Genomic DNA, 24,956 nt, shown 5'->3' with positions numbered 1-24,956 from the left:
AGACAGGCGGCTCAAATAGGCGTTTCGGCGCGTCATGCGCCGGGGCGGCCAGAAATCTATAGACTTGGTGGAAATTTCCACCGTAGGCGGTTTCCCGGAACGGATTTTTCGCGGGCGTCACGCCCAACAAATGACCATTCTTTGCCTCAATGATGGGCATTTGCGATCTTCCGGCCGTGACAACCAATGGTCCTCCCAAGGCCCGCACATAATGAAAGCAGGTACATCCATGCCCAAGACCGTTCTCCAACTTCTCGACAGCGTCCGCCTCACCCGCCGGGCAGGGCTTGCCGCTATGCTGGCCGCAACCGTCGCGACCTTCGCCTCGACGATGCCGGCTCCGGCCCAGGCCGAGGACAAGACGACGGTCAAGGTTGGCATCATGAGCGGTGAGGACGAGGACGTTTGGCGCGTCGTTGTCACCGAGGCTGCCAAGCAGGGGCTGACGGTCGAGCCGGTCATCTTCAACGACTACACCCAGCCGAACGAGGCACTGGAGCGCGGCGAGATCGATGCCAACGCCTTCCAGCACGGTCCGTATCTCGAGAACCAGATCCAGGCACACGGCTACAAGATCGTGATTGCCGGTTACACCGCCGTCTGGCCGATCGGCATCTATTCCAAGAAACACAAGGGCGTCGCCGAGTTGCCCGAGGGGGCCGTGATTGGCGTACCAAACGATCCGTCCAACGAAGGCCGCGCGCTGCTGGTGCTACAGGAACAGGGCGTCATCAAGCTGAAGGAAGGCACGGGCATCCTCGCGACCGTCGCCGATGTCGCCGAGAACCCGAAGAACGTCGAGATCAAGGAACTGGACGCCGGAATCGTCGGGCGCACGGTCGACGACCTTGATGCCGCCGTCGTCAACACCAACTGGGCCCTGCAGAGTGGACTGGCGATCGAGGACCGGATTGCGCAGGAAACGATCGAGAACAATCCCTATCGCAACTTCATCGCCGTGCGCGAGGCCGACAAGGATCAGCCCTGGGTCAAGACGCTCGTCTCCTCCTACCAGAACGACGCCGTGAAGACCGAATTCGATCGCGTCTACAAGGGCACGGGCACTGTCGCCTATTGACCTGACCCGCCTTCGGACCTGAACATCAGGCGGCTCGCGGCCCATTGGGCGTCGCGAGCCGCCTCGCCATTGCGAGATGGCGGAAAGGAACACCCATGACTTCCCATCATTCATTCGTCGGTCAGCCGGCGGATGCCGGAACCGGGCGCGAGGCCGTCGTTCGGCTTTCCGGCGTCCATCGCCATTTCGGCCAGACACCGGCGATCGACGGCGTGTCGCTGACGGTGCGCAAGGGCGAGATTCTTGGCCTGATCGGCCGCAGCGGCGCCGGCAAGTCCACCCTTATCCGATGCCTCAATGGCTTGGAGCGGCCCGACAGTGGTTCCATCCAGATCGAAGGGCGCGAGATCACTGGTCTCACCGAGGAAGAACTGCAGCCCGTTCGCCGCCGGATCGGCATGATCTTCCAGCATTTCAACCTGCTTTCGGCCAAGACGGTCGAAGAAAATGTCGCGCTGCCGCTGAAGATCGAGGGTTGGACGAAAGAAAAGCGTCTTGCGCGGGCAGCCGAACTGCTCGATCTCGTGGGTCTTTCCGGTAAGGCGAAAAGCTATCCCAAGGCGCTGTCAGGCGGCCAAAAGCAGCGCGTCGGCATTGCCCGCGCACTTGCCGCGAACCCGGCGCTCCTGCTTTCGGACGAGGCCACCTCGGCGCTGGATCCGGAAACGACCGCGGCCATTCTCGACCTGTTGAAGGATATCAACGCCAAGCTCGGGCTGACGATCCTGCTGATCACCCATGAGATGGAAGTCATCCGCACGATTGCCGATCGGGTTGCTGTAATCGACGCGGGCCGCATCGTCGAAGAAGGGTCTGTCTGGTCCGTCTTCGCCAATCCGCATACCGAGACGACACGCAATATGCTTGCTGGCATCCGGCCGAAGCTGCCGGAACATGTATCGGCGCGGCTGGTCGGTGAAGAAAAGGGGGAAACCGTCCTAGGTATCGATCTCTCCGGTCCTGACGCAGGCTATCTGCTGGCGGGCCTCTCGGGTGAATTACCGGATGGTTTCCGCCTGATCCATGGCGGCATCGATCACATCCAGCAGCAGTCGGTCGCCCGCTTCTTCATCGGCATTCCGCCGTCGGCCGAAGGCGCAGCGCGGGCGATCGCATATCTTGAGCGTCACGGCGCCAAAGTGGAGGTTCTGGGCCATGTCCCCGGTCATGCTTGAGCTCTTCATCCGCTCGTTCTGGGAGACTGTCGTCATGACGGCGGCATCCGGGCTGATTTCGCTCGTGGCGGGCTTGCCGCTCGGGCTCGTGCTGGTGGCAACCGCCAAGGGCGGGATTGCGGAAAACCTCTGGATCAACCGTTTCCTCGGCGCAATCGTCAATGGGTTTCGCTCGGTTCCGTTCATCATTCTGCTTGTCGCACTGATCCCGGTGACGCGCTTCATCGTCGGCACGTCGATCGGCATGTGGGCGGCGATCGTTCCGCTCTCCATCGCCGCCACGCCTTACTACGCCCGCATGGCGGAGGTGTCGCTGCGCGAAGTTGATCGCGGATTGATCGAGGCCGTTCGCGCCATGGGTGGCAATCGCTGGACGATCGTGCGCGAAGTGCTTGTGCCCGAGGCGTTGCCGAGCCTCGTTGCCGGCTTCACGGTGACGCTGATCACGTTGATCGGCGCCTCGGCGATGGCGGGCGCGATCGGTGCCGGTGGTCTCGGCGACCTCGCCATTCGCTACGGCTACCAGCGCTTCGAGACGAGCGTGATGGTTGCGGTGGTTGCCGTCCTGATCCTGCTTGTCTGCGCGATCCAGTGGGCGGGCGATCGCCTGGTCGTGCGGCTGGACCACAAGGCCTGATGACCGGGCCGATAGAGGGGCGCAGATCTGTGCGCCCTGTTTCTATTTCAGCAGTGCCCCTGCGTGACGGGCATTCTTGCTCGCATCGTCCGCTGGTATTTCCTTCGCCGGAGGCGCGGGAACGTCCTCGTCATAGAGGATGCGTTCGGCTGCTCCGTCGAGGTCGTCGTACTGGCCGCTTCGAAGCGACCAGAGGAACATCAGCAAAGCGGCTGTTCCGAGAAACAGTGAAACAGGGATGAGGTAGTAGATCGCGCTCATGTTTCTGCCTTGCGTCGGCGTCCTGTGGAACAATCGATATTAGCGATACAAGGTTCCCGCCGCCGTCCGGCGTTTTTTTAATCCCGATCCTTGATTGCCTGATAGGCGTGCCAGGTGGCATGGCCGAGAAGCGGGAATGTAATGATGAATCCGAGCATCCCGGTCAGAAGGCTCAAGACCGTCAGAATCATGACGATGAAACCCCATGCAAGCATGACCGGCAGATTGTTCCAGGCCAGCGAAATGCTGGTGCCCATGGCGGTGAAGGCATCGACATCCTTATCTACGACCATAGGCACGCCGAACACGCTGATGGCAAAGGCGAAGGCAGCGAAGAGAGCGCCCACCACCGTGCCGACGAGAAGCAGCGCCCACCCCATCGGGGTGCCGAACAACATGGGAATGATATGGTCGAGACCCTGGAAGGGTTGCCAGCCGGCAAACAGCGCATAGAGGATGACGGCCGCGCGCATCCAGAGCAGCATCAGCCCGCAGAGAACTGCACCGACGAACATCACGTGCTGACCCGTGCCGGGTTTTGGGCGGATCATGGTGGCAAGCGAGACGGGCAGGCCGACTTCGAGGCGCCGGCTCTTTTCGTAGAGGCCCGCTGCAAGCGCCGGACCGACGACGAAAAATCCGGCCAGCGCCGGGAAGAGCGCGTAATCGTAGCCGATGGAATAGAGGCCACCGACGATGATAATCGATACGACCGCGACGCCTAGGCCATAAAGCAGACTTGGCAGCGGCACGGTCCATAAATCGCGCCAACCATCGGCCAACCACGTAAGTGCCTGTCCGGCGGGTAGATGCCGGTTGCGATCGACCGCTTTCGGTAGCGGGGGGACGGTTTCAGGCATCTTCATGTGAAGTTTCTCCCGTAACCTGTTGGTGAACGGCATGTTTTCAACATGCGGACCCGGCTGCGCGATAGGTGCCCGGCTCGCTCGATGCCGCCTTCTGATGTGCGACGCAGTCGGGCTGAGACATGATGGCGACATAGACCAAATGGGTGTTGGCAAGTGCGAGGAGGCCTAGGCCCACGCCGACCAGAAGCGCCAGCGTACGCGGCCGCATCACCAGCCCGCTCATGTTCCATCTCCCACAGCCGCATGTTGTCGCTCCCTGAGATCGCTGAGGTAGAGCGCGAGAATCTTGATGTCGAGCGGCGACAGGCGCAGCCCCCAGCTCGGCATGTGGCCCTGACGGCCGTAGAAGACCGAGTGATAGATCGCATCGCGGCTTGAGCCGTTGATCCAGAAGTGATCAGTCAGGTCCGGGGCGCCCATGTCCGTCTTTCCCTTGGCGTCCTCGCCATGGCAGCTGACGCAGTTGGCGGCGAAGATCTCGCGCCCTGCATCGATCGCCGCTGCGTTCGCTTCCGTCGGCTCCTCCAGCCCCGACAAAGAGCGGACATAAGTCACGACCTGAAGTATGGCCGGGCGGTCGAGGATCTGGTTTTTGCCGAATGCCAGCATTTCCGATACACGCGTATCCGGATCTGCGCCGTTGATGCCGACGGTGATCGTCTCGAAAATGGTTTCCGGCGCGTCACCCCAGAGCATCGGTGCGGATGCAATGTTGGGGTATCCCAGGTTGCCGGCTCCGCTTGTGCCGTGGCAGGCGGCGCAGTTGTCGCCGAACAGGGAATGGCCCGTCTCGCGCACGACGCCCATCAGGTCGGCATCGGCCCTGATTGCGGCGAAATCCTCCTTTTCGATGCGCGCGGTCCAGGCGGCGCGATCGGCCTTGCCTTCTTCCAGTTGCTTGGCCACGGTCTGCTTCTGGTCTATCCCGAGCCATCCCTTGAAATAGCCGGTGCCATAGGGCCAGCTCGGCATGAAGAGTGTCCAGATGACGCCGAAGAGGGTGAAGACGATCAGGAAGAACCAGACGGGCTTCGGCACCGGCGTGTGCAGCTCCTTGATGCCGTTCCATTCGTGGCCGGTCGTCATGTGCCCGGTGATGGGGTCGCGCTCTCCTACTGCCATGGCCGGTCCTCATCGTCCGATACGATCGAGTTGGCTGCGTGATCGAACCGCTTCCTGTTCTTCGGCCAGTAGGCGTAGATCACCACGCAGATCGACATTGCGATCAGGTAGAAGAGCCCGAAGGACTTGGCGAAGCCGACGACTGTGTCGTGGTCGAAGCTCATGGCGCTACTCCACATTGGCCTGCTCGGACTGCTTGGCCGCATCCGTGAGTTTCCCAAGGATTTGCAGGTAGGCGACGACTGCATCCATCTCGGTCAGCGTTTCGGCTTTGCCATCGAAAAGACTGAGATTGGTCTTGTCGCCGTAGCGTTCCGTCACGCCGCTCGCCTGGCCGCTGTCCGGGTTTGCCTGGCCATAGGCGTCGGCGGTGGCGTTGGCGATCATCTCGTCGGTATAGGGCACGCCGACCGCTCGTAGGGCTGCCAGATGCTCGCCCAGATCGTCGATCTTGAGCGAGTTGCGCATCAGCCAGCGATAGGCAGGCATCTTCGATTCCGGCACCAGGTCGCGCGGATTGTAGAGATGGGCGACATGCCATTCGTTGGAGTATTTCCCGCCGAGGCGGGCAATGTCGGGGCCGGTGCGCTTGGAGCCCCAGAGCATCGGGTGATCGTATTTTGATTCGACGGCCAGCGAATAGGGGCCGTAGCGCTCCACTTCGTCGCGGAGCGTGCGGATCATCTGCGAATGGCAGGCATAGCAGCCCTCGCGGATGTAGATGTTGCGGCCCGCGACTTCCAGCGGGGTATAGACGCGCATGTCGGGCGCATCCTCCACGGTCTCGTCGATCGTGAAGAGCGGGGCGATCTCGATCAGGCCGCCAATGCTGGCTGCAACGATGATCCCGATCGTGAGCCCGATGGCGTTGCGTTCGAGCCGATAGTGGAAGTTGAACATCGGCTACTCCCCGGCTTGGGCCCAGGCCTTCGGTGCGGGCGGTTCCAGCGGCAGGTCGACCGCAGCTCCCTCATCCACCGGCAATGGCCGTCTGATCGTCATCCAGATGTTGTAGGTGGCAACAACCGCGCCGATCAAAAACAGCAGACCGCCGAAGGTGCGGGCAATGTAGTAGGGATGCATCGCAACAAGCGAATCGACGAAGGAGTAGGCAAGCGTCCCGTTCACGTCGTAGGTGCGCCACATCAACCCTTGCGTGATGCCCGAGTTCCACATCGCGAAGACGTATATGACGGTGCCAATGAGCGCGAGCCAGAAGTGTACCTCCACGAGCCGTGCCGAATAGAGGGCCGGGCGCTTCCACATCCACGGGACAAGGGCGTAGAGCGAGCCGAAGGTGATCATGGCGACCCAGCCGAGCGCGCCGGCATGGACATGGCCAACGGTCCAGTCGGTGTAGTGCGAGAGTGAATTCACGGCACGGATCGCCATGAACGAGCCTTCGAAGGTCGAAATCCCGTAGAAGATCGCAGCCAGCATCATGAAGCGCAGCACGGCGTCGTCGCGCACCTTGTGCCAGGCGCCGTTCAAGGTCAAAAGCGCATTGCCGGCGGATGCCCAGGAGGGCACGAGCAGCACCAGCGAGAAGACCATGCCGAGTGTCTGCACCCAGTGGGGCAGGGCGGTGTAGTGCAGGTGATGGGCGCCGGCCCACATGTAGATGAAGGTGATGCCCCAGAAGCTGATGATCGACATGCGATAGGAATAGATCGGCCGGCCGGCGCGCTTTGGGAGATAGTAGTAAAGCATGCCGAGAAAGCCGGCGGTCAGGAAGAAGGCGACCGCGTTGTGGCCATACCACCACTGCGTCATCGCGTCCTGAACGCCGGAGAAGAGCGAATAGCTCTTGGCGTGGCTCATCGAGACCGGCACTGCCAGGTTGTTGATGATGTGCAGCATGGCGACCACGAGGATGAAGGCCATGTAGTACCAGTTGGCAACGTAGATATGCGGCTCTCGCCGACGCGCCAAGGTGCGCAAATAAATCGCGAAGTAGACGACCCAGACGATCACCAGCCAAAGGTCTGCATACCATTCAGGTTCCGCATATTCCTTCGACTGGGTCAGTCCCATGAAATAGCCGGTAGCGGCGAGCACGCAGAAGAGGTTGTAGCCCAGCAGCACGAACCACGGGCTCAACTGGTCGGGCAGGCGGGCCCGCGTTGTTCGTTGCAGCACGTGGAAGGAGGTTGCAATCAGCGCATTGCCGCCGAAGCCGAAGATGACGCCGCTGGTATGGACCGGACGAAGCCGCCCGAAGCTCGCCCAGGCGGCATCGAAGGTCAGGTCCGGCCAGGCCAGGAGGGCTGCAGCCCATACGCCGACGAACATACCGATGACGCCCCAGACGAGTGCCAGTATGATGCCGACCTTGGTCGGATCGTCGTAATATTCGCGAAAACGCTCCTCAAACGGGTCGGCTGCGTCGATACCGCGAAGCAGGAGCGCCATCACGACCATCGCGTAGACGGCGACGGTCCAGCCATGCACCGCCAGAAGATCTCCCCGCCCCACGACGGCCATCGCCACGCCGACGCAAATGATCACCACCAGCAAGATTGCGGCGTAAGTGCGCTCCAAGGCGGTCAGCTGTGCAACCATGCCCGACATCCCCCGAAAAGGCATACGACTCGATCGCCGTGCTTCTCGCGTGTTCCCGCATCTGGCGGGCGCGCCAACGCGCTGATCGTTGCACGTTTTCCATCAGGCGGCAATGGGGTTTTGCGCTTTGGTAAGCCTCTGATTGCCTGCGCAAAAAGCAGAAAAATCATGCTCAACTTTCGGCGGGGATTGCGCGCAGGTTCAAAATGCGACTACCTCGCTGCATGTCCAACCGAGTTTGCGGCACCGCCGCCTTCGACATCCAACCGGATAGCCAAGATGAGCCACATACCCCATATCGACTACGCTTCTGCCGGCGATGCCGTTCGTGCCGAGCACGACCGGGAGCTCGCCCTGCGTGGCAGAATGACCAACATGAAGCGGACGATGCTGCATTCGCCCGCGGCACATCGGATCTATGCGGAGTGGTTCACGCTCCGGGCAGAACTCGATCCGGCCATCAGCGACCGCGAGATCTGGATCTTTTCGCACGCGATATCGAAGGCGGCGAAGTCAAAGATTGCCATCACCTTCTTCCGTCGCGCGCTTATCAATGCAGGCTTCGATCCCGATGCGCTGGAACTTTCGGAATGCGAGGCGCTGCTTGACCGCTTCGGCAAGGCGATCGTTGCCGATTCCAATGCGGTTCCGCCAGAGATCTGGGAAGAACTGAAGCCGCGTTACGACAACAAGACGCTGGTCGATCTCGTCGCGTTCGCCGGCATCATGCTGGCCACGGCCGTTTTCAACAATGTGGTCGAGGTCAAATTCGATCCGGAACTCGTGCCATTTGCCGAGAAGGCCTAGCCGTAAATCGTCGTGGCGAAGTCCGGGTTGCCGCGGATCGTATTGCTGACCGTGCAGATCTCATCTTCGGCCGCGCGGGCGATGGCCTCGCGGGTTTGTGCGTCGATGTCGCCGCGGATCGTGAAGGCGATGTTGAACGTCTGCACGCGGGACAAGCCGTCGGCGGCTTTCTCCCCGGTGACGACCGCTGTTAACTCCGTCAACTTCTCCAGGACGCCCATCTGGCTCGCGGAGATGCGTGCGCTCATGGTGAGGCAGGCGGACAGGGAGGCGTAGAGCAGGTCGAGCGGGTTGAACCCCGGCTGGGTGGCGCCTGTTACGATATCGAGCGTTCCGCCCGTTGCGGAGACGACATGCGGAAATCCGGTGCGACCGAGCGTCGCCGTGGCACCCATTTGTCTGGTCTTGATCTTTACTTCACTCATGGAATTGGCCGTCCGATCGCTGTTTCGTTTCTTGATAAGCGCATGCAGCCGCACGAGGCAAGCTGCAGCTGTGAGATGACGGCCGCTTGATTGTGAAGAACGTGGAATGCTTTGTCGATCAGGCCGCTGGGACAGCGCACAAATACATCACGCCATACCGAGATCTGTCGTATCATCCGTGTCGGGAACGGGCGCCAGCCGCTGGCGTCGTCTGAGGGGATTCGGGCAGAGGGCAGGGTGTCATGAATTTTGAATTGGTTCGCGCCATGCGAGCGGCGCTCGTCGTTCTGGCCGCAATGATTCTACAATACGCGACCGCAAGTGCCGAGGAGGCGGCGCTTCCGGTCGCCGCCGAGAAGCATGTCATCGATTTCGATCAGATGAAGGAACGACGGGTTTTCCGGGTTCTCGTGCCGTTCAGCAAGACGATCTACTTCCTCGACACCGGAAAGGAGATCGGCACCGCGGTGGAGTTTGGCCGGGCACTTGAGAAAACTATCAACGCCGGCACGAAGAAAGAACTGGATCGCGTCCGGGTGGTCTTCATGCCAACGTCGAGAGACAAGCTGATCGACTCACTGGTGCAGGGCTACGGCGATATTGTCATGGCCAACCTGACGATCACTGACGAGCGCCTGAAGCTCGTTGATTTTACCGATCCTCTCTACAGCGATGCGAAGGAAGTACTCGTGACCGGTCCGGACGCGCTTGCGATCGGATCGATCGATGATCTGGGCGGGCAGAGGATCGATGTGCGCAAGGCGAGCAGCTACCGAGAGCACCTTGAGGCGCTGAATGTGCGCCGCAAGGCCGAAGGCAAGCCGGAAATCGAGATCGGCGGAGCCGATGAAAACCTCGAGGATGAGGATCTGATGGAGATGGTCAATGCAGGCCTCCTGCCGTGGACCATCGTCGATCAGCACAAGGCGGCGATCTGGTCCAAGGTTTTCACCGACCTCACCGTCCGGGACGACATCGTTTTCGCCGACCAAGGGCGCATCGCCTGGGCGATGCGCAAGGACAGCCCGCAGCTCAAGGCGGTGCTGAACGCGTTCGTTGCGGAGCACAAGGTCGGGACGACTTTCGGCAACATCCTGAAAAACACCTACTACAGGAGCGACAAGATTGTCCGGCGCGCCTATGCGCCACAGGAGGTGGAGAAATATCAGCGCTTGGTGGAGATCTTCCGAAAGCACGGGGACGCCTATTTATTCGACTACCTCATGCTTGCCGCCCAAGGCTATCAGGAGTCGCAGCTTGATCAGAGCCGTCGCAGTCCGCGCGGAGCCGTCGGTATCATGCAGTTGCTGCCCGCGACCGCAAAGGACAAGGCGATCGGCATCAGCGGCATCGACAAGGATGAGAGCCGGAATGTTGAGGCGGGCGCCAAGTATCTGCGCCATCTGATCGACACCTACATCGACGATAGCGGCCTGACGCCGAAGGACAGGCAGCTCTTCGCCTTTGCCGCCTACAATGCAGGCCCCGGCAACCTCAAAAAGTTCCGGAAGAAAGCCGAGGAACTTGGCCTTGATCCCAATGTCTGGTTCGGCAACGTCGAGAACGCCGCCTCCTCGATCGTCGGGCGAGAAACGGTCCAGTACGTCGCCAACATCTACAAGTACTACGTCGCCTACTCGATGCTCACCGACCGTGCGGAGGATCGCGTCGAGGCGAAGCAGGGTAGCGAGTCTGGCGATAGTGGAACGGCGTCATCAGAAGCCGCCCAATAGTAGCTGCTTCCAATAGCGGGGCCTTAGCCAACAGCCGGGCGAAACCTCCTGAGGGAAAGATAGCCGGCGGTCGCAAACGCCAGGAGAACGATACCCTGAGTGATGGCGAATGGAGGCTCGGTTCCGTTCGGTGCCAATGCGTTGAGCGCGTCGATTTTCTGGAACATCTGAACGACGAGGACGAAGACGTTGAAGTAGAGTGAAATGGTGGAAGCGATGAGGAAGATCGCGCACCATTTTCCGGAGAGTCGGAACACATAGAGGGCCATTATGGCCGCCAACAGGAAGGCTGTTGTGATGATGCCGACCCAGATCGCCGGCGTGAAGGCGGTTATGGGAAAGAGGAAGCCGGTGATCGTCGTGGCGAGCGTCGTAATCAGGAAGATCGCGGTCCAGCCGGGGCGGAGTTCGGAGAACAGCCAGCCGCGCAATGCCACAAGCCCTGAGCCGATGCCGATGACACTCAGAACGACGTGGAACAGGGTAAAGGGTGCCATGCCTAGAATCATGTTCGTATTCCCCATGTGGATGTTCTGAACGATGCATTAGAAGTGCAAATTTGACATTTGTAAATTTATGGTGTTGGGCAGCTCCGGCTGCACGCAGAGGTGATCTGTCAGGTAGCCGGATGGTTATGCAGGTTCAGTAGTCTACCTCGAACCCAAGGGAGTGCAGCGATGCGCGCGGACGACAATGTGGCGGAGCCCATGGAGGTTGTTGAGTTCTGGTGCGAGCTTCTCGCCCCGGAGCACTGGTTCACGCCGCCCCCCCAGCTCGATGCACATATCCGCACCCGCTATGCGGCGACGCACCTCGCGCTTGCCCGACATGTCCCGGATGCCTGGCGCGAGACGCCGGATGCGCGGCTTGCCGCGGTGATCGTCCTCGACCAGTTCCCCCGCAATATGTACCGCAATACGCCGATGGCCTTTGCGACGGACTGGATTGCACTGCGGGAGGCGGAGTTGGCCCTGGAGGCGGGCGCCGACGTCAAGGTCTCCTACGAGCGCAGGCATTTTTTCTACCTGCCTTTCGAGCATTCCGAGGATATCGCCGATCAGGATCGGTCGGTTGCCCTGTTCAAGGCGCTGGGCGAGAAGAATTACCTCGACTACGCACACCGTCATCACGCCGTCATCCGCGATTTTGGTCGTTTTCCTCACCGCAACGCGCTGCTCGGGCGTCGGTCGACGCCGGCGGAGCTGGACTATCTGGCCATCCCCGGATCAGGCTTCTGACATCGACGCGCCTTCACATTGCCCGGGTCGCGCAATAGTTTGCGCGCGAGTCGTGGCGCCCGCCGGCTATCTGCCGGCGAAGACGTCCGCCGCACATTGATTTTGCACACGTTTTTTCCGATCATCGGGGCGTGCGCCAAAATGTTATAGGAATCGTCCGTGCCGACTTTCAAACGCGCCTTTCTCGTCCTGCTGGCTCTCTTGCCGCTTCTCGTGCCGGCAATGGTTGTAGCCCAGGAGCCAGCGCCGCAGGTGCAGGCCCAACCTGCTCAGATCGCAAACCCGATCGCCGATGCGAACGACAAGCTGGACAAGGCCCGCAAGCACCTGGCCGATCTGCGCAAGCAGATTGATGCTGCGCGCGAGGATGAGCCGAAACTGGCCGAACTCAAGCTCAAGGTGGAGCAGCTTGGCCGCTCGGCGCTCGATGCGTCAGTTTCCACGCGCCAGCGTTTCAACGACATCAAGGCAAGACTGGACGAGCTGGGACCTCCTCCCGCTGAGGGGCAGCCGGCTGAATCCGAATTGATCAAGCAGGAGCGGGCCAATCTCGCCGAAGAAAGGGCAGCGATCAACACCGTAACCGGCAACGCCGAGGCCCTGTCGATAGAAGCGACGCAGCTTGCCAATCAGGTCACCGAAATGCGCCGCACGTTGTTTACCGAGACGTTGCTGGAGCGCACGAGTGTTACGCCGACCGTGCTGGAGGAGGCGCTAGCAGCCGGCGAGCGGGAGGGTGCAGACCTGAAGCGAACGGTGGGCGGCTGGCTGCGCTTTGTCTGGTCGTTCAAGCGGGAATCGCTGCTTGCCGCCGTTTCGCTCTCCCTTGTGATCGGCCTTGTGCTTTACTCCGGGGGGCACCGGCTGGCGGGTCCGCTGATCCAGCGAAACAAGACCATCGACAAGCCGCACTACATCACCCGACTGATGATCGCCTTCTGGTCCATCACGATTCCGACGTTCGCGGTCGGGGCCTTTGCCTTTGTCTGCTATTCGCTGCTCTACAGCTTCAATGTCCTGCGGCCGGACATCGCGCCGATGGTGTCGTCGCTGTTTGCCGTTTGCGTCGGTCTTTATTTCGTTTCTGCGCTGAGCCGGGCTGTCCTGGCACCCAAGCGTCCTGAGTGGCGCCTGGTCAGCGTTTCGAACGAGGGCGCAAGAAAGCTGGAGCGGTCGATCTTCGCAATGGCATTTGCCAATGCGCTCGACTACTTCCTGGGCGGCGTCAGCGTGGCACTCGGTTCCGCCGTCGTACTGACGGTGGCCAAGAGCATGATTGCCTCGATCGTGATCGGCCTCATCCTCATCTGGATATCGTTCATCCGTCCGATGTTGAGAGAGGGGGAGGATCCGAGCAGCGCGGGGCGTCCCTGGCCGCGGGCGCTGTCGATGCTTCTTATGCTGACCGGATTCGGCCTGATCGGCATGGCGACCATCGGCTATGTGGGGCTCGCCCGCTTCGTGGCGACCCAGATCGTCGTGACCGGCGCGATCCTGGTGACCATGTATATCGGGATTCTCTCCGGCCGGGCGATCGGTGTGCAGGGCGCATTTGCCAGGACCTACCTTGGGCAGAGACTGGCGGAACGCTACCACCTCAATGACATCGCAATGGACCAGGCGGGACTGGCTGCCAGCCTTGGCATTTACATGATCGTGCTCTTTCTCGGGGTGCCGGGTATCCTGCTGCAGTGGGGTTTCCAGATCGGCGACATCGAAAGCTGGGCCTACCAGCTCTTCACCGAGATCAACATCGGCAGCATCTCCATCTCGATCGTGGGCATACTTGCGGGGCTCGTGCTGTTCGCGCTTGGCCTAGTGGTGACGCGTTGGTTCCAGCGCTGGCTCGACGGCACGGTCATGGTGCGCAGTCATGTCGATCCTGGCGTGCGCAACTCGGTGCGCACGGCGATCGGCTATGCCGGCGTAGGGCTTGCGGGCCTGATCGGTATCTCGGCCGCCGGGATTGATCTCTCCAGCCTCGCGCTCGTCGCCGGTGCTCTCTCGCTCGGTATCGGTTTCGGCCTTCAGAACATCGTGTCGAACTTCGTCTCCGGCCTGATCCTTCTGGCCGAGCGTCCGTTCAAGGTCGGCGACTGGGTGGTGGCCGGTACGACGGAAGGCTATGTAAAACGCATTTCCGTTCGTGCCACAGAAATCGAGACCTTCCAGCGTCAGACGATCATCGTGCCGAACTCGGTGCTGATCAACGGCACGGTCGGCAACTGGACGCATCGCAACAAGCTGGGGCGCATCGAGGTTCCGGTCAGCGTCTATTCCGGCAACGACCCTCGCAAGGTTGCGGATCTGTTGCTCGAAGTCGCTGCCAGCCAGCCGGTATTGCGCAATCCAGAGCCATCGGTGGTGTTCGTCAATTTCAGCAGTTCCACGCTCGACTTCGAACTGCGCGCGTTCGTCGCCGACGTTTCGAACGCCGGCTCCGTCAAGACGGAACTGCGGACCGCGCTGCTCGAGCGGCTGCGCGCCGAGGAAATACCGCTCTCGGGGCCGGCGGCCGCAACCGTGCCGGTCACGATCGATGCGCAAAGTGCGGAACTCGTTGCCGCCCTGATCGACACTGCCAAGACAAGCCTTCCCGTCGCAGCCCCGCCTGTGCAGCGGCTGAAGCCTAAGAATGTCGAGGAGGGGGCTGACGAAACCGGCTGAAAATGAATGCCGTATTCATGCCATATTCAGCGCTGGCGTCATAAAACACATGCAAAACCTTCAAAGTGAGGCTAGGGTCTCACGGGGTTTGAAACAGGGGCGGCGCTCTGCGCCGGGCAGAAATGACGCGAATGCTTGCAATGCTGCTTGTCTCGGGCGCGATGACTGCGCCGGCTCTTGCGGCATCGATCACCAACAAGGACGGCGACGCGGTGGTTCTGACGATTGTCGAAAACGGCAGTCGCACGGAATTGGCCCTAGCTTCGGGCGAGACTGAATCCGTCTGCCCTTCCGGCTGTTTCGTCACGCTTCCCAATGGCGACCGTGTGGGGCTCAACGGCGATGAGAACGTCGAGATCAGCGGCGGTTCGGCCGTTATCAAGTAAGATCTTCATTGTGGTTGCGGTGGTGGCGTAGGGAGCAACTTGCGCCACTGCCCTTCTCCCGGCCGGACGTGGGCGGCCATGCCGGGGTGCCCTCACGACAGCATAGCTGCTTAACGTGGACGACCTAACAGCGGACTGCCGCGACAGCTTTTCGTGGCGTTGCGTTTTAACGCTTTTGCAAAGGGTTAGCCTTACCTCTGTGCTTATTGCCCGAAGAGTGGATGATCTCTTCGGATCGGACCATGCATGGGTCCGGTGCAGTGTGTCGCCGATTGGCTGTATCGGCTCGCAGCACGTTAACCTCCCAAGTCTGAAGGCAAGAAATGTCATTCATCGGTATCTCCGGTATGCAATATTCCGGTGCGTCGCTAGCTCATCACCGCATCCTGCTGGCCGAAGATTCCAATGTTTTCACTTCGATGATCGGTACCCGTCTGAAAGAATTGTTCGGGCTCGAGGTTGAGGTCTGCAGAAGCTTCCAGGAGCTGGAAGAAGCCTATGACAGGACTTCCGATCCTGTCACGCTCGCCATATCCAATATCAATCTTCCCGGTGCAGAGAACGGAGAGGCGTTGAACTACCTGGTCGATCTCAGCGTCCCGACGATCGTATTTACCGGTACGTTCCATCAGCAGACACGCGATCATCTGCTCTCAAAGGAGATCGTTGACTATATCATCAAGGACAGCGTCTTTGCCGTCGACATGCTCGCCGAATCCGTCTGCAGGTTCCTGACGAACCATCGGCATCACGTGCTTATCGTCGACGACAGCCCGACCGCGCGCGCACTACTTACCACGCGCCTGAAGCGCTACAATTTCCGGGTCAGCACTGCCGAGAGTGGGGCGGTGGCGCTTGCCACCCTCAAGGCCAATCCGGATATCGGCTTGATGGTCACCGACTACAATATGCCCGATATTGATGGCTTCGAGTTGACCCGGCGGATCCGTGCCACCGTCGGTTCGCATCAACTGCGCATCATCGGCGTTTCCTCGTCCACGGATCGCTTGTTGTCAGCCCGCTTCCTGAAGGCGGGTGGCAACGACTTCATGCTGCGTCCTTTCATCGACGAGGAATTTTATTGCCGGGTCAACCAGAACCTGGACACGCTGACGCAGATCAAGATGGCTCAGGCTCGCCAGGTGGCGTGACTTGCCGGCGTCGATGGAACGAGCCGCGTAGAACCTTCTGATGCAGTGAGTGCCTTGGCCGCATGTTGCAGCCGAAGGCGTTTGCCAGACAGAAAAAGGCCAGCGCATTCGTGCTGGCCTTTCGCATTTTTGCTCTGTCCGGGTGCTCAGCGAGCGGCCGCTGCGGTCGCCAGCGTCAGCTTCCGGTCTGCGCGCTCCTGCTGCGGGGAGCGATTGTAAAGTTCGCGATAGCACTTGGAGAAGTGCGAAGCGGAGACGAAGCCGCAGGCCACCGCCACTTCGACGACCGGCATGGATGACTGGACCAGCAGGTGACGGGCGCGGTCGAGCCTGATCTCGAGATAGTAGCGGGCCGGGGAGCGACCCATCTCCTGGCGAAAGAGCCGCTCGATCTGGCGGCGCGAGAGATCGGCACTTTCAGCGATCTCCAGCAGCGACAGTGGCTCGGAGAGGTTGTTTTCCATCAGTTCGATGATCGAGAGCACCTTGGCGTTCTGGACGCCGAGGCGGGCGCGCAACGGCAGGCGCTGGCGGTCGTGCGGACCGCGCACGCGGTCGGTGAGCGCCTGTTCGCAGACACGGTTTACCAGGGTCTCGCCAAAATCCTGGTCGATCAGGTTCAGCATCATGTCCAGCGAGGCGGTGCCGCCGGCGCAGGTGTAGATGTTGCTGTCGATCTCATAGAGGTCGGCATAGACTTCGGCCTGTGGATAGGCTTCCGCGAATCCCGGCAGGTTTTCCCAATGAATGGCGCAGCGCTTGCCGGTCAGGAGGCCCGCCTGAGCAAGGACATGCGCGCCGGTACAGAGCGAACCGACCGAGACGCCACGGTTATAGGCTTCACGTAGCCAGGCATTTACGGACTTGTTGTGGAAGTCCTCAACATCGATACCCGAACAGACGAGGACCATGGAAGGACGGTTTTCGCCGCCGAGATATTTTCGTTCATCGGCGAGCGAGGAATTGACCTCGATGCCGATGCCGCTCGACGACAGCACCTGCTGCCCATCGGCGGAGGAAAGCCGCCAGTTGTAAGCCTCATAGCCCAGCATCCGATTGGCGATGCGCAGTGTCTCGATGGCCGCCGAAAGAGGCAGCAGCGTGAAGTTCGGCACGAGGAAAAACACAAGCGAACGCTTCTTCGCAGCTGTCTTGGTCATTGGGTGTTCCACTCTTGTATTATTTTGCCGAGCGTCTCTTGAAGGAGGCGCATCTGGCTTGTCTGTTTGCGACATTTGCATGGAATGGTGCGACTGTGAAGGTCCGGATTTCGCTTTGTTGCATCTGCCGTTGCGGGAACGATGCGCTTTGGAACTCCGCCTGTGGCTGCAATGGTATTTGCGACACATCCTCCGCTTGTTCTACACTTGTATAAAGGCAAAAATGCATGCGCAGTAATGTTTGCAAGTGCGAGTGGCTGGCCTATGAAAAAGCGCAACGCTGACGATGGGGAAAGACGATGCTGGCCGACGGCTATTCGAAAGTTCCGGCAGGTAAGCTGGTTGCAGCAGTTACCTGCCTCGAGATGCTGGCCCCGGTCACGGCTGCGCAAGATTCCCGGCCGGAAGCGTTGATGCTCGCACTTTGCGAAAATCCTGAAGTCGGCTGGTATCGAGACCTCTACCGTCGCGTGGGAGCTGAGTGGCTGTGGGGATCCCGTCTCGGGCTGAGCGACGAGGAACTGGCGGCCATCATCCAAGATTCACGCGTAGAGGTGCGTGCCGTCATGGCGAATGGGCGCGCAGAGGGGCTGCTGGAACTGGATTTTCGCGAGGAAGGGCAATGCGAGTTGGCCTTTTTCGGCCTGACGAAGGCGGTGATGGGGCAGGGCGCCGGGCGATGGCTGATGAATCGGGCGATCGAATGCGCCTGGTCAAAGCCGATATCGCGTCTCTGGGTCCACACCTGCAGTCTCGATAGTCCGCAGGCACTGGGTTTCTATATTCGCTCCGGGTTCGTGCCCTACGAACGGATGGTGGAAGTCTTTGACGATCCGCGTCTGACCGGACTTCTGCCGGAGGATGCTGCGCCTCAGGTGCCGATTCTGAAGGCTTGAAACAGCTGGCGTTCGATGTTGCTTGCTTCAGGTCGCAATTGAGGCCCGAAGCAAATCGCCAGGCCGGACCGCTGGGATCTCAGGCCTGGCGACTGGACGCCGTCGTCTTGGGAGTTTGTCGCGGGCGGCGTGCCCTCATCGTGTCTTCTTGCTGGCGTTTGACGTCAGTTCCGCGTCCTCGTCGGTGGAGGGAAAGCCGATATCCTTGCGAACATCGAAGGGCAGGCTTTCCAGTTCCATTTCATCGCGGTGGTGGCGCCATGCCCTGGCGACGCGATCGGCAAGACCACGCAGCGATGACGAATATCCGCCGGTTGGAAGCAGATGTCCCGATCCGCCATGGAAGTGTGTGAGGCTGCTCATTTTAAGGTTCCTTTCGAACTTGGGAGCTTCGAGAGGTCGCGACCTTTGACAATCATAGTGCCGCGATCTCATCCATCAATCAATCGCATATAATTGAAGTGATGCATCAGTTTCTGTCATGCGAATGCCGCTCGGGCCAGCCAACGTCCCTCTGCAGTTCAGGCGGCAGATTGGCGAGTTCGTACTCGGTTTGACGCTGGCGGCGACGGACGGCGCGGGCGTCGAGATATTGCCGGATTGTCAGCGCAAAACCGTTTCCGACAGCGCGTAGCGCGAACGGAACGGCGTTTCCATGTGATTTTCCTGCGGTCATGGTTCATATCCTTTACCCAACAGGCTTCGATGGATTGACTATCGCGCCGTCTGGGTGTTCAATCAAACGAAATGAACTTAGGCATTGGATCAGATAATCTGATCGTGGAGGAACCCCATGAACCTGATGCTGCGCCCGACGCTCCCATTGCTGGAGCTCGACATTCTCAGGACCTTCGTGGCGATCGCCGAAACTGGGAATTTTACGACCGCGGCCGAGACCGTGCATCGAACGCCGTCGGCGGTATCCATGCAGATCAAAAAGCTGGAGGAGATGCTGGGCTGCATGCTTTTCCGGCGCGACGCCCGTTCGGTCGTGCTCACCCATCACGGCGAGGTACTGCTTTCCTACGCGCGCCGGCTGCTCGCGCTCAGCAACGAGGCGGTGTCGCGCTTCATGATGCCGGAGATGAATGGCGTCGTGCGCCTCGGCGCCCCGGATGACGTCGGCGAATTGATCCTGCCCGAGGTGCTTCGCCGCTTCGCCGAAACTTATCCTTCGATCGCGGTCAACGTCTCGATCGAATCGAGCGGCAATCTGCGCCGTGCGGTGGCGGATCGCCGACTGGATCTGGCGATTTTCAATTCATCTGAAAGTGCTGCGCCCGTCCCTGGCGAGATCCTGTTGAAGGAGCAACTCGTCTGGGCCGGCAAGAAGTGCGGCACAGCCCATCTCAAAAATCCGCTTCCCGTTTCCGTATGGGAGGAGGGGTGCATCTGGCGTGCGCGTGCTCTCGAAGAGCTCAGCAAATCGGGTCGGGAATTCCGCGTGGCCTATTTCTGCGCCCATCACATGGGCCAGCGCGCCGCGATCCGTGCCGACCTTGCGGTTGCCCCTCTGGCGCGCTTCCTCGTGCAGGAAGACATGGTGGCGCTTGGGGTGAAGGACGGGTTGCCGGAGCTCGGCTACTACCACATCGGCATGGTGGTCGGGGACGAGGCGGAGGCACCGGCGCTCGCAGTGGCGGACTACATCCGTTCAGCCTTCGCGCGCTACGAGCGCAGCCCTAAGGAGATCCTGCCGGTGGCCTGCTGATCCGCCGGCGGGCATAGGCTCCCTAGATTTCCACTGGCCGGAGCGCTCCCAGCCGCCGCATTGCAGCTTTCTCCGCTTCAAGTACCGCCATCATGACGATGCCGATGGCAATGATGATCATCCCGTCGCCGATTCTAACAGGCGCGCTGTCAAACAGCGGGTGCATGAAGGGGGCGTAGGTAAAGGTGAACTGGGCGATGACGACGGCGGCAATCGCTGTCAGGACGGCTGGTGTGCCCAGGACGCCGCGAAGATTGAACGATGTCATGTGCAGGTAGCGCACGTTGAACAGATAGAAGATCTCCATCACGACCATCGTATTGACGACCATAGTCCGCGCGGTGTCCTCGCCAAGACTGTTGCGCATCGCGTATTCGAAGATTCCGAAGACGCCTATGGTGAAGAGGATCGAGACGAAAACGATCCTCCAAGCCAGAAAGCGGGTCACAAGCGGCGCATTGCGTCCGCGCGGGGGACGCTGCATCACGTTCGGTTCCGGCGGCTCGAAGGCCAGTACGAGGCCGAGCGTGACAGTGGTGATCATGTTGATCCAGAGAATTTGCGCCGGCGTCATCGGCAGGGTCAGTCCGAAGACGATGGCGAGCACGACGCTGAGGACCTCGCCGCCGTTCGTCGGCATGGTCCAGGCAATGACCTTGCGGATATTGTCGAAGACGGTTCGGCCTTCGTTCACGGCCGCGACGATCGAGGCGAAGTTGTCGTCGACCAGCACCATCTGGGCCGCTTCCTTCGCCGCTTCCGTGCCCTTGCGACCCATGGCGATGCCGACATCGGCCTGCTTCAGCGAGGGTGCGTCGTTGACGCCATCACCGGTCATCGCAACGACATGACCGTTCGATTGCAGAGCGCGGACGATCCTGAGTTTGTGCTCCGGGCTCGTTCGGGCGAACACGCTCGTTTCTTCTACGACGGCGCCGAGTTCCCTGTCCGGAACTTCATCGATCTGCGCACCGGTCATCGTTCGCGGATCGTCGGCGATGGCAAGCTGGCGGGAGATCGCCGCGGCCGTGTCGGCATGGTCGCCGGTTATCATTTTCACCGCAATGCCAGCCGAGCGGCAGTCGGCGACCGCGGCAATCGCCTCGTCGCGCGGCGGATCGATGAAGCCGACGATGCCGAGGAAGACAAGGCCGGTTTCGACTTCTTCGAAGGCAAGCCGCTCCATCGCGGCCGGCGCCGTTGCCGCTGCAAAACCCAGTACACGCTCGCCATTGGCCGCAGCGGCGGCAATTCGCGCCTGCCAATACGCGGCGTCGATGGCGGTCGCCTCGCCGCCGGCCTGCCTTGCGCACATCGAAAGCACGCGCTCGGGTGCACCCTTGACGAAGATACGGCTGCCGCCGGCCGGATCGCGGTTGAGCGTGGCCATGAAGCGGTGCTGGGCATCGAAGGGGATTTCGTCGATCCGGCTCCAGGTGCCTCGCTCTGTCTCCGGGTGGAGGCCGGCTTTCAGGGCCAACGTCACAAGGGCCCCTTCCATGGGGTCGCCCAGCACGCTCCAGCGGCCGTCTTTCTCGACGAGTTGGGCGTCGCTGCATAGGAGTGCGGCCCTGATGACTTCGCGTTCGGTTGGGGTGAGGACGGTTGTTCCATCACCGATCCGGCCCGCCGGTGCATAGCCCGAACTAGAAACGGTGCTTTCCCGGTCCGCGGTCGCGACGCGGCGGGCGGTCATCTCGTTCTTGGTCAGCGTGCCGGTCTTGTCAGAGCAAATGACGGAGACGGCGCCGAGCGTCTCGACGGCGGGCAGGCGTCTGACAACCGCGTTTCGCCGGGCCATGCGCTGGACCCCGATTGCCAGCGTGATGGTGATCACCGCCGGCAGGCCTTCCGGGACAGCTCCGACGGCGAGCGCCACGACCACCATCAGCGCGTCGACCCATGGATATTGATGCACCAGCATGGCAAAGGCCATGATCGCCGCAGCCATCGCCATCGCGACGACGGTGAAAATCCGACCGAACCTGTTGATCTGCTCCAGGAGCGGCGTGACGAGCGTCTGCACTTCGCCGATCATCGCCGAGATCCGGCCGATCTCCGTCTTGTCACCCGTCGCCACGGCGACGCCGGTGGCCTGGCCGGTGGAGACGATCGTTCCGGAATAGAGCATGGAGAAGCGATCACCGAGTGCTACGTTATCGGCAACAGGCTCCTCGTGCTTCTCCGCCGGCACGGATTCGCCCGTCAGGATCGCCTCGTTGACGAGGAGGTTGCGGGCACGCATCAGCCTGATGTCGGCCGGAACCATGTCGCCTGCTTCCAGCAGGACGACATCGCCTGGGACGATGTTGCGCGTATCGATATCGTGCTGTTGGCCGCCGCGCAGCACGCGCGCATGCGGGGCGATCATGTCACGGATGGCATTCAGCGCGCTTTCGGCTTTCCCTTCCTGCAAAAAGCCCACGATGGCGTTCACGAGCACGACACCGACGATGACGGAGGCGTCGACGGTGTGACCGAGGATCGCCGCCATGACCGCCGCCGCAAGCAGGAAATAGATCAGCGTATTGTTGAACTGGGACAGGAACCGCAACAGGGGGTGGCGAGGCGGCGGGGCGGGCGGTTCGTTCAGGCCATAGGCTTCAAGCCGTCGTTTCGCCTCGGCAGGATCAAGCCCCTGATCGCTTGTGCCGAGATCCGCCATGATTTCGGCCGCCGGCAATGCGTGCCAGGGCGCTTTCGGCAGGACCCCGTTTACCGTCTGGTTTCCGTTCGGAACGTCCGTGAGAACATTCATTCCGGGCCTCCGTGCTGCGGTACATGACTTTGCGCGTCCGCCGGCAGTGCCTTCGGACCTCAAGTAACTAGCAAGGGGATAGTGGCACGGGGATGATCGAGATCAAACATTAGTGAGCTCTAAAAAGGGCGACCAGGATCGAACTGACGGCCCTTTTTCTCGGCTGGAGCGGACGAGTCCCGGCGAGTCTCCGCTATTCGCGGTTACGCCGCCGCCGCCTGCCGCCGCCTTCGCCACCTTCTGAGTCCGCCAGCACCTTGCGCTCCGGCAGCGTGACCACGGTGGAAAGGCTGGGGAAGGCGTCGACCTTGTTCGGCAGCGCCATGGCGTTGACGAAGAGCTGTTGGAAATTGCCTTCGAGCGCTGTCTCGATCTTCTCGATCCGGTTGACCTGCTGTTCGATCTCGCGGCGATGGTCGCGGTTGAGCAGTGCCATCAAGGCGCCGGTCCCGGCGGCATTGCCGACGGCCTTCACCTCGGCGAGGTCGCAGTCTGGAATCAGGCCGAGAACCATCGCGTACTTCGGATCGATGAAGGTACCGAAGGCGCCTGCGAAGCGGATCGTGTCGACGTGATCGATGCCCAGCTTCTCCATCAAGAGCTTGATGCCGGCATAAAGAGCGGCCTTGGCAAGCTGGATGGCGCGGATGTCGTTCTGCGTCACTGTGATGCGCGGTTCGCCATCGTGCAGCAGATAGGAGAAGGTGCGGCCGTTGGGAATGATGCGCGGGCTTCGCTCCGCCATCGAGCCGTCCACGACGCCGTCCTCCGAGATGATGCCGGAAAGGTACATTTCGGCGACCACCTCGATGATAGCAGAGCCGCAGATGCCGGTTACGCCGACGGAGGCGGCGGCTTCGGCGAAACCTTCCTCGTCCGACCACTTGTCGACGCCGATGACGCGGAAGCGCGGCTCGAGCGTAACGGGATCAATGCGCACACGCTCGATTGCGCCTGGTGCAGCGCGCTGGCCGGAGGATATCTCCGCGCCCTCGAAGGCGGGGCCGGTGGGTGACGAAGCGGCGACGACGCGGTCCTTGTTGCCGAGCACGATCTCGGCATTGGTACCGACATCGACGAGCAGCATCATCTTGTCCTGCTTGTAGGGGGCTTCGGCGAGCGTGGCGCCCGCAGCATCCGCGCCGACATGGCCGGCGATGCACGGCAGCATATAGACACGTCCGCCTCGGTTGACGTCGATCTCGATGTCATGGGCCCAGTACTGCAGCGCACCGGAGACGGCGAGCGCGAACGGTGCCTGGCCGAGTTCGGTCGGATCGATGCCGAGGAACAGGTGGTGCATGATCGGGTTGGCAACGAAAACGGCGTCGAGAATGTCGTGGCGGTCGACCTTTCCCTCGTCGCAGACCTTGCCGATCAGGCTGTTGACGGCCTCGCGCACCGCCTTCGTCATGGCTTCCCGGCCATCCGGGTTCATCATGACGTAGGAGACCCGGCTCATCAGGTCTTCGCCGAAGCGGATCTGCGGGTTCGAGGTGCCCGAGGATGCGGCGATGCGGCCGGACAGCAGCGAGACGAGGTGCATCGCGATCGTGGTCGAGCCGATGTCGCAGGCAATGCCATAGGCTTCGTTTTTCAGGCCGGGCCAGAGGCCGACGATGAAGGGACGCGACGAATCCATGTCGCGGTGGATCGCGGCGGTGACGCCCCAGTTGCCCTTGCGCAGGATGGACTGCAGCTGCGGGATGAGATGGGGGGCAATCAGAAGATCCTTCCAGCCCCAGTCCTTCTCCAGCATCGCCTTCAACCGGTCGAGGTCGCCCAGCGGCTTGTGCATGTCGGGCTCGTCCACCTCGACATAGCAGAGCTGGACGGCGGCGTTGCGCTCGATGATGCGGTCGGTCGCGGCCTTGCGGACGACCTGCGCGTTGATGACCGTGTCCTGCGGCACGTCGACGACGAGATCGCCGAGGATCAGGGCGGAACAGGAGAGACGTCGGCCGTCGGGAAGGCCGCGGATCTTCTCGTAGCGTTCTTCCTTCGGGCCCTTTTCCGAAATGTGCTCCAGCGAGGAGACGATCTTGTGCTTGGCGAAATTGCCTTCCTGCACCTCGACCTGACAGCGCCCGCAGGTGGCGCGGCCGCCGCAGACGCTTTCGACGTAGACGCCGAGCTTGCGCGCCGCATCGAGCACCGGGGTGCCCACGGGGAAGCGCCCGCGTTTGCCCGAAGGCATGAACAGCACGAGGGGTTCCTTCTGCGCGGCTTCGGTCATGTTGGTCTCGTTTTCGGATGTGCCATCGATGCGCATGCTGCTTCCGTCTCTTCTCGGGGCTGCTTCCGTCCGGGGACCGAAGCA

General features: G+C 61.2%; 25 protein-coding genes. 11 read left to right on the top strand and 14 right to left on the bottom strand.

The window, feature by feature from the left end:
• The first annotated feature begins 229 nt into the window (after positions 1 to 229).
• The 3 genes from IB238_RS08675 to IB238_RS08665 all read left to right on the top strand — a co-directional run bounded on the left by IB238_RS08675 (position 230) and on the right by IB238_RS08665 (position 2,890).
• Positions 230 to 1,078, top strand: a complete 849-nt coding sequence (locus IB238_RS08675) for a MetQ/NlpA family lipoprotein (protein WP_192245356.1) — start codon at positions 230 to 232, stop codon at positions 1,076 to 1,078.
• Between the two features lie 95 nt (positions 1,079 to 1,173).
• Positions 1,174 to 2,253, top strand: a complete 1,080-nt coding sequence (locus tag IB238_RS08670) for a methionine ABC transporter ATP-binding protein (RefSeq protein WP_192245354.1) — start codon at positions 1,174 to 1,176, stop codon at positions 2,251 to 2,253.
• Positions 2,234 to 2,890: a methionine ABC transporter permease gene (locus tag IB238_RS08665; protein ID WP_192245352.1), complete on the top strand. Its 657-nt coding sequence runs from the start codon at positions 2,234 to 2,236 to the stop codon at positions 2,888 to 2,890. Before IB238_RS08670 ends, IB238_RS08665 begins: the two co-directional genes overlap by 20 nt.
• A 42-nt stretch (positions 2,891 to 2,932) precedes the next feature.
• Here IB238_RS08665 and ccoS read toward each other — a convergent pair whose 3' ends face one another.
• The 7 genes from ccoS to ccoN all read right to left on the bottom strand — a co-directional run bounded on the left by ccoS (position 2,933) and on the right by ccoN (position 7,704).
• Positions 2,933 to 3,151, bottom strand: coding sequence for a cbb3-type cytochrome oxidase assembly protein CcoS (gene ccoS / locus IB238_RS08660; protein ID WP_192245350.1), 219 nt, complete (start codon positions 3,149 to 3,151; stop codon positions 2,933 to 2,935).
• A gap of 77 nt (positions 3,152 to 3,228) precedes the next feature.
• Entirely contained in the window at positions 3,229 to 4,017 is a 789-nt protein-coding gene (locus tag IB238_RS08655; RefSeq protein WP_192245348.1) for a DUF2189 domain-containing protein, read from the bottom strand.
• Between the two features lie 40 nt (positions 4,018 to 4,057).
• Entirely contained in the window at positions 4,058 to 4,243 is a 186-nt protein-coding gene (locus IB238_RS08650; RefSeq protein WP_192245346.1) for a hypothetical protein, read from the bottom strand.
• Positions 4,240 to 5,142 (bottom strand): cytochrome-c oxidase, cbb3-type subunit III, encoded by a 903-nt coding sequence (gene ccoP / locus IB238_RS08645; RefSeq protein ID WP_192245344.1) that lies wholly within the window; start codon positions 5,140 to 5,142, stop codon positions 4,240 to 4,242. Before ccoP ends, IB238_RS08650 begins: the two co-directional genes overlap by 4 nt.
• Complete coding sequence (locus tag IB238_RS08640) at positions 5,133 to 5,306, bottom strand: cbb3-type cytochrome c oxidase subunit 3 (protein WP_192245342.1); 174 nt, start codon at positions 5,304 to 5,306, stop codon at positions 5,133 to 5,135. Before IB238_RS08640 ends, ccoP begins: the two co-directional genes overlap by 10 nt.
• Before the next feature lie 4 nt (positions 5,307 to 5,310).
• On the bottom strand, positions 5,311 to 6,042 hold the full coding sequence (gene ccoO, locus IB238_RS08635; protein WP_192245340.1) for a cytochrome-c oxidase, cbb3-type subunit II: 732 nt from the start codon (positions 6,040 to 6,042) through the stop codon (positions 5,311 to 5,313).
• 3 nt (positions 6,043 to 6,045) lie between these two features.
• Complete coding sequence (gene ccoN / locus IB238_RS08630) at positions 6,046 to 7,704, bottom strand: cytochrome-c oxidase, cbb3-type subunit I (RefSeq protein WP_192245338.1); 1,659 nt, start codon at positions 7,702 to 7,704, stop codon at positions 6,046 to 6,048.
• 279 nt (positions 7,705 to 7,983) lie between these two features.
• Here ccoN and IB238_RS08625 point away from each other — a divergent pair, with 279 nt between their 5' ends.
• Positions 7,984 to 8,511 carry a hypothetical protein gene (locus IB238_RS08625; RefSeq protein WP_192245336.1) on the top strand — a complete coding sequence of 176 codons (528 nt, stop codon included), beginning with the start codon at positions 7,984 to 7,986 and terminating at the stop codon, positions 8,509 to 8,511.
• On the opposite strand, the gene IB238_RS08620 is transcribed toward IB238_RS08625, so the two are convergent.
• Positions 8,508 to 8,936: an OsmC family protein gene (locus tag IB238_RS08620; protein WP_192245334.1), complete on the bottom strand. Its 429-nt coding sequence runs from the start codon at positions 8,934 to 8,936 to the stop codon at positions 8,508 to 8,510. The genes IB238_RS08625 and IB238_RS08620 overlap by 4 nt on opposite strands.
• Before the next feature lie 242 nt (positions 8,937 to 9,178).
• Between IB238_RS08620 and IB238_RS08615 the strand changes: the two genes are divergently transcribed.
• Entirely contained in the window at positions 9,179 to 10,669 is a 1,491-nt protein-coding gene (locus tag IB238_RS08615) for a lytic transglycosylase F (RefSeq protein ID WP_246723508.1), read from the top strand.
• Positions 10,670 to 10,692: 23 nt separating this feature from the next.
• Here the strand turns inward: IB238_RS08615 and IB238_RS08610 are convergent, their stop codons facing one another.
• Positions 10,693 to 11,178: a hypothetical protein gene (locus IB238_RS08610; protein ID WP_192247527.1), complete on the bottom strand. Its 486-nt coding sequence runs from the start codon at positions 11,176 to 11,178 to the stop codon at positions 10,693 to 10,695.
• Between the two features lie 168 nt (positions 11,179 to 11,346).
• On the opposite strand from IB238_RS08610, the gene IB238_RS08605 reads away from it, so the two are divergent.
• From IB238_RS08605 to IB238_RS08590, 4 genes are all read left to right on the top strand, one after another.
• Positions 11,347 to 11,907, top strand: a complete 561-nt coding sequence (locus IB238_RS08605) for a DUF924 family protein (protein ID WP_192245332.1) — start codon at positions 11,347 to 11,349, stop codon at positions 11,905 to 11,907.
• Between the two features lie 159 nt (positions 11,908 to 12,066).
• The gene (locus IB238_RS08600) at positions 12,067 to 14,574 is read left to right on the top strand and encodes a mechanosensitive ion channel family protein (protein WP_348648212.1); all 2,508 of its coding nucleotides are present in this window, start codon (positions 12,067 to 12,069) and stop codon (positions 14,572 to 14,574) included.
• A gap of 122 nt (positions 14,575 to 14,696) precedes the next feature.
• Positions 14,697 to 14,960 (top strand): hypothetical protein, encoded by a 264-nt coding sequence (locus IB238_RS08595; RefSeq protein WP_192245330.1) that lies wholly within the window; start codon positions 14,697 to 14,699, stop codon positions 14,958 to 14,960.
• A gap of 323 nt (positions 14,961 to 15,283) precedes the next feature.
• The gene (locus tag IB238_RS08590) at positions 15,284 to 16,111 is read left to right on the top strand and encodes a response regulator (RefSeq protein ID WP_192245328.1); all 828 of its coding nucleotides are present in this window, start codon (positions 15,284 to 15,286) and stop codon (positions 16,109 to 16,111) included.
• Positions 16,112 to 16,257: 146 nt separating this feature from the next.
• On the opposite strand, the gene IB238_RS08585 is transcribed toward IB238_RS08590, so the two are convergent.
• Positions 16,258 to 17,271 carry a GlxA family transcriptional regulator gene (locus IB238_RS08585; RefSeq protein WP_192245326.1) on the bottom strand — a complete coding sequence of 338 codons (1,014 nt, stop codon included), beginning with the start codon at positions 17,269 to 17,271 and terminating at the stop codon, positions 16,258 to 16,260.
• Between the two features lie 299 nt (positions 17,272 to 17,570).
• On the opposite strand from IB238_RS08585, the gene IB238_RS08580 reads away from it, so the two are divergent.
• Positions 17,571 to 18,167 carry a GNAT family N-acetyltransferase gene (locus IB238_RS08580; protein ID WP_192245324.1) on the top strand — a complete coding sequence of 199 codons (597 nt, stop codon included), beginning with the start codon at positions 17,571 to 17,573 and terminating at the stop codon, positions 18,165 to 18,167.
• A 135-nt stretch (positions 18,168 to 18,302) separates the two neighbouring features.
• Here the strand turns inward: IB238_RS08580 and IB238_RS08575 are convergent, their stop codons facing one another.
• Positions 18,303 to 18,530, bottom strand: coding sequence for a hypothetical protein (locus IB238_RS08575; RefSeq protein ID WP_246723507.1), 228 nt, complete (start codon positions 18,528 to 18,530; stop codon positions 18,303 to 18,305).
• Between the two features lie 106 nt (positions 18,531 to 18,636).
• Positions 18,637 to 18,843 (bottom strand): hypothetical protein, encoded by a 207-nt coding sequence (locus tag IB238_RS08570; RefSeq protein WP_192245322.1) that lies wholly within the window; start codon positions 18,841 to 18,843, stop codon positions 18,637 to 18,639.
• Between the two features lie 117 nt (positions 18,844 to 18,960).
• On the opposite strand from IB238_RS08570, the gene IB238_RS08565 reads away from it, so the two are divergent.
• Positions 18,961 to 19,878, top strand: coding sequence for a LysR family transcriptional regulator (locus tag IB238_RS08565; protein ID WP_192245320.1), 918 nt, complete (start codon positions 18,961 to 18,963; stop codon positions 19,876 to 19,878).
• 22 nt (positions 19,879 to 19,900) lie between these two features.
• On the opposite strand, the gene IB238_RS08560 is transcribed toward IB238_RS08565, so the two are convergent.
• Both IB238_RS08560 and IB238_RS08555 read right to left on the bottom strand, forming a co-directional pair.
• A complete protein-coding gene (locus IB238_RS08560; protein WP_192245318.1) occupies positions 19,901 to 22,636 on the bottom strand; it encodes a cation-transporting P-type ATPase in 2,736 nt (911 codons plus the stop codon).
• Between the two features lie 193 nt (positions 22,637 to 22,829).
• Complete coding sequence (locus IB238_RS08555) at positions 22,830 to 24,908, bottom strand: ASKHA domain-containing protein (protein ID WP_192245316.1); 2,079 nt, start codon at positions 24,906 to 24,908, stop codon at positions 22,830 to 22,832.
• Positions 24,909 to 24,956 lie beyond the last annotated feature (48 nt).

The sequence above is a fragment of the Rhizobium sp. ARZ01 genome, assembly GCF_014851675.1.
GTDB lineage: Bacteria > Pseudomonadota > Alphaproteobacteria > Rhizobiales > Rhizobiaceae > Mycoplana.
The sequence above is the reverse complement of the archived record's forward strand: the minus strand, read 5'-3'. Positions and strand labels throughout refer to the sequence as shown.